This is a genomic window from Clostridiales bacterium (assembly GCA_018333995.1).
In the GTDB taxonomy this organism is placed as follows: Bacteria; Actinomycetota; Coriobacteriia; order Anaerosomatales; family SLCP01; genus JAGXSG01.
This window is the reverse complement of sequence record JAGXSG010000022.1, coordinates 100,214-107,337: the sequence shown is the minus strand read 5'-3', so window position 1 is coordinate 107,337 and position 7,124 is coordinate 100,214. Positions and strand designations below refer to the sequence as shown.

The window sequence follows — 7,124 nt, the reverse complement described above, 5'->3', positions numbered from 1 at the left end:
CCCGCCTCATCGAGCAAGAAGACGTTCTCGCGGTTATCGGCGGGAGTGGTACCGCGCAGTCGATGGCGATGCGCACCGAGATTGAGCGCGCCGAGGTGCCCCAGATAGCTTTGGCTGGCGGCTCTGTGGTCACCGACCAGTTGAGTCCGTGGGTCTTCCAGACCCCGTGGCCTAACCGGGTGGTTGTCCCATTCACTTTGCGTGCGCTACAGGAGGCTGGCGTCACCCGCCTCGCGCTCATCTCCGAATCCGGTGGATACGGTGTTGATGGACAGAGTGTGACTGAAGCAAACGTGAAGCGTTTTGGCATCGAGATTGTTGCCACGGAGCAGTTCAACCGGGGTGACACCGTTATGACTTCCCAGCTGACGAAGATACGGGCTGCCGATCCGGATGCCGTGCTCATGTGGTCCGCAGGTGCAGAGGCGGCCACCATCATGAAGAACAACGCGGCACTCGGAGCGGCGGACCCGCTCCCGTTCTACGGTGCGCCTGGCAATGCGCGGCGAGAGTTTCTCGAGGGATCGGGCGAGGCCGCTGAAGGTTTTATGTTCGCGGCGGGTCACATTCTGGCTCCCGAGACGTACGGTGAGGACACGGAAGCATACAATGTCGCGACCGCGTTCATAGAGCGCTTCACTGCGCGATGGGGTGTGGAACCCGACATCTTCGCAGGTCACGCCTACGACGCCCTTCATATCACGGTCGAAGCAGCACGCCGGGTATCGGGAGACCTCACCCCTGAAGCGCTGCGGGACGAAATTGAAGCCACGAGCGGGCTTGTGGCGATTGGCGGCACGTTCACGTTTTCGGCCACGGACCATAACGGCATGTCCGAGGATGCCCTGACCATGTACACCATCATCGACGGTGAGTGGATACCTGCCGAGAAGGGCCGCTAGCAGCGTGGGAGACGTCGAGCTGCTGCAGTTCGCACTCGCGGGCTTGAAGAGCGGCGCCATCTATGCACTCGTGGCGCTCGGCTTTACCATCGTGTACGCGGCCACCGGGGTCATAAACTTCGCGCAAGGTGAGTTCTACATGCTCGGAGGGATGTTGTCGGTATGGGCCTACGCGGGCCTCGGCCTTCCGCTTCCGCTGGCCGCCGTATTTGGTGTCGCCGCGACCGCGCTTGTTGGCGGCTTGTTCGAACTGACGGCGATCAGACCGCGCTCCGATGGAGATCCGCTCGCGCTCATCATTATCACGGTGGGCGGCTCGATGGTGCTCTCCTCTTTCGCGCGTCACCTGTTCGGTCCGCTCGAGAAGGCCCTTCCGGCGTTCAGTGGCACAGGAACAGTTTCCATATTTGGTGCGATGCTTGAGATCCAATCCCTGTGGATTCTTGGCCTGACGGTCATGGCTGTGGCGGGATTGTGGTACCTCTATAATCGCACGGGCCTTGGCCGCGCCATGCGGGCGTGCGCCGTCAGTCGTGACGCGGCCAGACTCGTAGGTATCGACACCCGTCGCATCGTGACAATGAGCTTCGTTCTCGCCGCGGCACTCGGCGCGCTCGCCGGTCTTGCGGTCACTCCGCTCACCCAGACAGCATTCAACGTGGGTCCGAGCGTGGGCATCAAGGGGTTCGCAGCGGCGATCCTCGGCGGGCTTGGCAATCCTGTGGCGGCGGTCGCGGGCGGTATAACTCTGGGCCTTCTTGAGTCGATGTCGATCGCGTTCATCTCATCGACATACAAAGACGCGATCTCACTTCTGGTCCTGCTCGCGGTCCTCTTCTGGCGACCGCAAGGACTGTTTGGACGTTCAAGCCGGGAGAAGGTGTAGGGGCGACGTGCGTGCCCGTATCGACATCAGGCTCGTGCTTCTCGTACTTGCGTTCGCCGCCGTAGCGGCGCTTCCCATGCTGACCTCCGAGCGTTACGTGTTGCGCGTGTTCACGTTCACCGGGGTCAACGTCATCATCATCGCGGGGATGGCGCTTCTTTTTGGCTATGCGGGCCAAGTATCGCTGGGGCACGCGGCGTTTTACGGGATAGGCGCGTACACGTGCGCGTTTGCGGTCATGCAGCTCGGCTGGCCGTGGCTGGGAGGGGTTGCCCTCGCTGTCGCGCTCACCGCGACTGGGGGATTCTTGCTCGCTATTCCCTCGCTTCGCCTCAAGGGACACTATCTCGCGATGGCCACTCTCGGATTTGGGGAGATCATGCGGGTAGCCTTTGTCGAGGCGCGTGGAATCACTGGGGGTCCTGATGGACTCGCGGGGATTCCCCACGCGGCTGTTGGGCCGCTCCTGTTCGACTCGGCGCGAGACGCGTACTGGCTCGTCTGGGCGGTAGCCGCAATCGTGCTGCTCCTTGCCGCGAACCTCGTCAATTCACGCGCTGGCCGAGCGATGCGCGCTCTTCATGGCTCGGAGCTCGGGGCCATCGCGTGCGGGATCGACATCACCGGAGTCAAGGTTCGCGTATTCGTCATCTCAGCGGCGCTTGCCGGGCTTGCTGGAGCGCTCTACGCACATGTCGTCGGATTCGTCTCCCCGTCGACGTTCTCGCTGCACGTATCCGTACTGCTCGTCGCGATGACGGTCCTTGGCGGAACGGGCTCACTTGTTGGTCCGGTAATCTCCACCGTCGTGCTGTCACTTATTCCGTACATCGATGCAGTGGTCCCGGGAATCTCTCGCACCGCGCTGGAGACCATCCAGAAGTGGGAAGAGGACATCTACGGGCTGACGATCATAGCGGTCATGGTGTTCATGCCTGGCGGTATCGGAGCGCTCATCCGCAAATACACCGGCAAGCGGGGTGCGGCATCGTGAGCGTCTTGCAGGTTAGGGGAGTGACACGCAGGTTTGGTGGACTCACCGCCGTCGATAACGTGTCATTCGACGTACACGATGGACAGATCAAAGCCATCATCGGCCCCAACGGCGCCGGCAAGACGACGTTGTTCAACGTCATCACCGCGTTTGATCATCCCGATGAAGGCCGTGTTCTCTTTGAGGGTTCAGAGATCACGGAAGAGCGCGCGTATCGAATCGTGCGGCGGGGAGTAGCGCGGACGTTTCAGAACACTCGGCTGTTTGAGGACATGAGTGCGCTGGACAACGTCAAGACGGGGGCGTACGCCGTCACGAAGACGGGGTTTCTCGCGGCGGCGCTCCGGCTTTCGTGGACCGTGCGAGAGGAGCGAGAGGTGACCGCCGAAGCGGAGCGCCTGCTACGTCTCGTCGGCCTGGCTTCATGGACCACCGCTCTCGCAGCGGACATGCCTCACGGCCTCAGGCGTCTGGTTGAGATTGCACGCGCGCTTGCCACACGTCCGCGATTGCTTCTGCTCGACGAGCCAGCCGCCGGGCTCAACACCGCCGAGACGACCGCGCTCGCCGAAGCGCTCTACCGCATCCGCGATCAAGGTACGACGATCGTCGTGGTCGAGCACGACATGGGGCTCGTGATGGAGGTCTCTGACGAGATTGTCGTTCTTGACCGAGGAAGCAAGATCGCCGAAGGTCCGCCGCGACTCATTCAGAAAGACCCGCTCGTCATAGCGGCGTATCTTGGCGAGGAGGACACCGATGAGGTCTGAGGCGGGCGCACATCCTCTCGATGTCCGAGGTCTTAACGCTGGCTACGGCAGGGTTGACGTGTTGCGAGGAGTCGATCTGCATGTGGCGCAAGGTGAGCTCGTGACGCTCATCGGCGCCAATGGCGCGGGCAAGTCGACTCTACTCAAAGCGATCGTCGGCCTCGTTCATCTAAGCGGCGGCTCCGTTCACTTCTTTGGCGAGGACATCACGCGAATTTCGCCCGAGCGTGCGCTGCGAAAGGGCATCTCGCTGGTGCCCGAGGGGCGGATGCTCTTCGCGCCGATGACGGTCGATGAGAACCTGCGGCTCGGGGCGCACATCAACTCCGCCGATGAGTTCTTGGCGGAGCGCACACACGTCTTCGATCTGTTTCCCGTGCTAGGTGAGCGCAAAGACCAGACAGCGGCGACTCTGTCCGGCGGCGAGCAGCAGATGTTAGCTATCGCACGGGGTCTCATGAGCCGCCCGCGCGTGCTTCTGCTAGACGAGCCGTCTCTCGGACTCGCGCCTCGGGTGATTGCCGAGATATTCGAAGCGCTGGAGCGGCTCAGGGCTGACGGGCTCACCATACTCCTTGTCGAGCAAGATGCCCGCCTCGCACTGAAGCATGCTGATAGGGGCTACGTGATGCGCACCGGGAGTATCGCGCTTGAGGGCACCGCGGATCGGTTGCTCGCTGACGATGATGTGCGCCTCATCTACCTGGGCGCTTGGAGCGGGAAGGGGAGTGGCGAGCGATGATCTGGAACCCCGAGTACGAGTCGATCGACCGCGCGTCGCTTGAGGCCCTGCAGTTAAGGAGGGTGCGTTCGACCGTCGCGTGGGTATTCGAGCGCGTGCCGTACTACCGTCATGCTCTCGAACGCGCCGGTGTGCGTCCACGAGACATTCGCGAACTTGCAGACGTGCGCACGTTGCCATTCACCGACAAGACGGCCCTGCGCGACACCTACCCATTCGGGTTGTTCGCGGTTCCGCTCGATCAGGTGGTTCGCATTCACTCATCATCTGGCACCACCGGAAAGCCGATCGTGGTCGGCTACACGAAAGGCGATATCGCCACGTGGACCGAGCTCACCGCCCGAGTGGCGACCGCGGCGGGTGTCGTGCATACCGACCTCGTTCAGATGGCCTTCGGGTACGGGATGTTCACCGGTGGGTTTGGCATGCACTACGGCATCGAGCGTGCCGGAGCCACGGTCATCCCGGCGAGCGCGGGCAACACCGAACGTCATCTCATGATGATGGCTGACTTTGGCACGACGGTCCTCGTCTCCACGCCGAGCTACGCTCTCTACATCGCTGAAGTCGCGGAGAAAATGGGCATAGATGTGCCATCGCTCCCGCTTCGCCTCGGGCTGTTCGGGGCTGAACCGTGCTCGGAAGCGGTCCGGGACGAGATCGAGCGGCGACTTGGTGTCGTCGCCACCGACAACTACGGGCTATCCGAGGTGATGGGACCCGGTGTCTCTGGTGAGTGCGAGTTCCGGGTCGGTCTCCATATCGCAGAAGACCATTTCCTGGCAGAAGTGGTCGATCCGGCGACTGGAGAGCCTCTGCCCGACGGGGAGGAGGGAGAACTCGTGCTCACCTCGCTCACTAAGGAGGCGTTCCCGGTTCTCAGGTTCCGTACACACGATCTCACCGTGATCGACCGGACGCCTTGCGCGTGCGGCAGGACTTCCGCGCGTATGCGCAAGGTGCGCGAGAGAACCGACGACATGCTCATCATCAGAGGTGTGAACGTTTTTCCGAGCCAGGTCGAAGACGTGCTCTACCAGATCGAGGGGGTGCGTCCGCACTACCTCATCGTGGTCGACCGTAAGCATGGTCTCGACGACCTTGAGGTACGTGTAGAAGTGGCCGACGAGGTGTTTTCGGATATCATGGCTGATATGGTCGCTTTCTCGAAGAACGTGGCCGAACGCCTTCACAACGTGCTCGGGCTTCATGTGAAAGTCACCCTCGTAGAGCCAGGCTCGATCGAGCGGAGTTCCGGAAAGTCGATACGGGTGCTCGACCAGCGTGGTGACGGTTGCTAGTGATGGCGCTTAAACGCGGCGATGGGATCGGACAAAGTGCTCGATGTGTCTTCAGCGCCCACGTGGGCTTGGGTTGCGGCCGCGGCTTCTGCCGCGACTCTGCTCGTCGCATTCACCTTCGCCGTATGGCTTAGCTGGCGTAACATCGTTCGCAACCAGCTTGTGAAGGTCGTCGGGCGCAGGGAAGGCGTTCATGCGAGCCGCCGCACACTTGAAGCGGTTGTCCGGCACCTCGCCGATGAAGATGACGCCCGGTTTACCTACTTTGCCACGCATCCGGAGTCTGAAGACCGCAGGGTGCTCGTTGAGACCGCAAACCGGATGAGGCTGGCCGCCGATGAGCTTGACACGATGCCACTTCCTCAACCGCTCTGGCGAGCCGCTGAGGGCCTGGCCGACGCGGCGTTCGTTGTGGCCGAGGAGGCCGGAAGGGTAGGGGAGTCAGACGATCCGGAGGTGGTGTTCGATGCTCTCGCGCGGATCGACCTAGATAGGCTTGAGAGAGTGTTCTCCGCTGCTGATGGGTATGTTCGGGATGCGTGTGAACGCTATGATCTCGACGAGGCGTCGGTGTACGGCGGAGGGTTGTACATATGACAGACGTGTCACGACCGGTTCGCACGGTACTCGGTCTGATCGGCATGCTCATCATCGCCTCGCTTGCGTGGAACTGGTGGGGTGAGTATCGCGAGGCCAGGGATGCTGGCCCCGAAGGTGGCGAGACGACGGAAACGGCGGCTCCTGCCGAGGCCGATGGTGATGGCGCACAGGCCGGCGAAGATGGCGGTGACGGCGCACAGGCCTCACCGCCGACCCCGGATGCGTCAGGGAAAAGTGTGGTTGTCCTCATAGAGGGGCTCAACTTCCGTCGGCAGCCATCGCGGGAAGGCGAGCTCATTGGGGGGCTAAGCCGCGGGACGGAGCTGGAGCACCTCGGTACAGCCGACGGTTGGCATCGCGTGCGAGACCGGAACGGGGTCGAAGGGTACGTCTCGGCAAGTGAACAGTACACCGAGGTCCGGTAGGTCGCTGAGCGAGTCACCGGCTGGCTACGCGTGACCTGCGGATTTCACGAGATCAAATAGAGGAGGACGTGTTGACTCGGATCATTGGTCAGGCAGCTGACTTCTTTCGACTCCGTCTTACCCTCATCGAAGCGCCGACAGGTCTGGATTTCGAGTGGCACGACGACATCTTGTACCGTAAGCCTCCACCGCCAGAACTCGGTGCGGACGAGGAGTGGCTGCTGGAAGCTGTTGAAATGGACAATGAGGATGTCGTGCACGTGGCAGGGCGCTATGCCACGCGAGAAGAGGCGCTCGCCGCTCTTGAACGGGTGCAGGAGGACCTCGATGAGATGACGCGCTCTACGTTTGAGGAGCGGTATCTCCGGTGATTGGGGAATTGCGCTAACCGTTCGTGACGTAACATAAGATACATTATCAGACATACGAGGCAGAACGAAACCGCTGACAGGAACGGCCGCGCGACGGGACAGGCCCCGACCGCGCGATTGCGATCAGGGGCCT

The 7,124-nt window shown here is 62.0% G+C and carries 9 protein-coding genes; all 9 read left to right on the top strand.

Annotated features, from left to right (window positions below):
* Positions 1–902: ABC transporter substrate-binding protein (locus tag KGZ40_06795; GenBank protein ID MBS3957219.1), on the top strand; the 902-nt coding region annotated here is incomplete at its 5' end.
* 4 nt (positions 903–906) lie between these two features.
* Positions 907–1,788: a branched-chain amino acid ABC transporter permease gene (locus KGZ40_06790; protein MBS3957218.1), complete on the top strand. Its 882-nt coding sequence runs from the start codon at positions 907–909 to the stop codon at positions 1,786–1,788.
* A 7-nt stretch (positions 1,789–1,795) separates the two neighbouring features.
* On the top strand, positions 1,796–2,782 hold the full coding sequence (locus KGZ40_06785) for a branched-chain amino acid ABC transporter permease (protein ID MBS3957217.1): 987 nt from the start codon (positions 1,796–1,798) through the stop codon (positions 2,780–2,782).
* The gene (locus KGZ40_06780; GenBank protein MBS3957216.1) at positions 2,779–3,552 is read left to right on the top strand and encodes an ABC transporter ATP-binding protein; all 774 of its coding nucleotides are present in this window, start codon (positions 2,779–2,781) and stop codon (positions 3,550–3,552) included. The genes KGZ40_06785 and KGZ40_06780 overlap by 4 nt, the downstream gene beginning before the upstream one ends.
* Entirely contained in the window at positions 3,542–4,294 is a 753-nt protein-coding gene (locus KGZ40_06775; GenBank protein MBS3957215.1) for an ABC transporter ATP-binding protein, read from the top strand. The genes KGZ40_06780 and KGZ40_06775 overlap by 11 nt, the downstream gene beginning before the upstream one ends.
* Positions 4,291–5,595, top strand: coding sequence for a phenylacetate--CoA ligase (locus KGZ40_06770; GenBank protein MBS3957214.1), 1,305 nt, complete (start codon positions 4,291–4,293; stop codon positions 5,593–5,595). The genes KGZ40_06775 and KGZ40_06770 overlap by 4 nt, the downstream gene beginning before the upstream one ends.
* A 21-nt stretch (positions 5,596–5,616) precedes the next feature.
* Positions 5,617–6,192, top strand: a complete 576-nt coding sequence (locus tag KGZ40_06765) for a hypothetical protein (protein ID MBS3957213.1) — start codon at positions 5,617–5,619, stop codon at positions 6,190–6,192.
* Positions 6,189–6,620 carry an SH3 domain-containing protein gene (locus KGZ40_06760; protein ID MBS3957212.1) on the top strand — a complete coding sequence of 144 codons (432 nt, stop codon included), beginning with the start codon at positions 6,189–6,191 and terminating at the stop codon, positions 6,618–6,620. The genes KGZ40_06765 and KGZ40_06760 overlap by 4 nt, the downstream gene beginning before the upstream one ends.
* Positions 6,621–6,688: 68 nt before the next feature.
* Positions 6,689–6,991: a hypothetical protein gene (locus KGZ40_06755; GenBank protein MBS3957211.1), complete on the top strand. Its 303-nt coding sequence runs from the start codon at positions 6,689–6,691 to the stop codon at positions 6,989–6,991.
* Positions 6,992–7,124: the final 133 nt, after the last annotated feature.

Excerpts from the sequence above, each read along its gene's own strand:
- KGZ40_06765 (MBS3957213.1), top strand. The coding sequence starts at position 5,617 with ATGGGATCGGACAAAGTGCTCGATGTGTCTTCAGCGCCCACGTGGGCT.
- KGZ40_06760 (MBS3957212.1), top strand. The coding sequence starts at position 6,189 with ATGACAGACGTGTCACGACCGGTTCGCACGGTACTCGGTCTGATCGGC.
- KGZ40_06775 (MBS3957215.1), top strand. The coding sequence starts at position 3,542 with ATGAGGTCTGAGGCGGGCGCACATCCTCTCGATGTCCGAGGTCTTAAC.
- KGZ40_06770 (MBS3957214.1), top strand. The coding sequence starts at position 4,291 with ATGATCTGGAACCCCGAGTACGAGTCGATCGACCGCGCGTCGCTTGAG.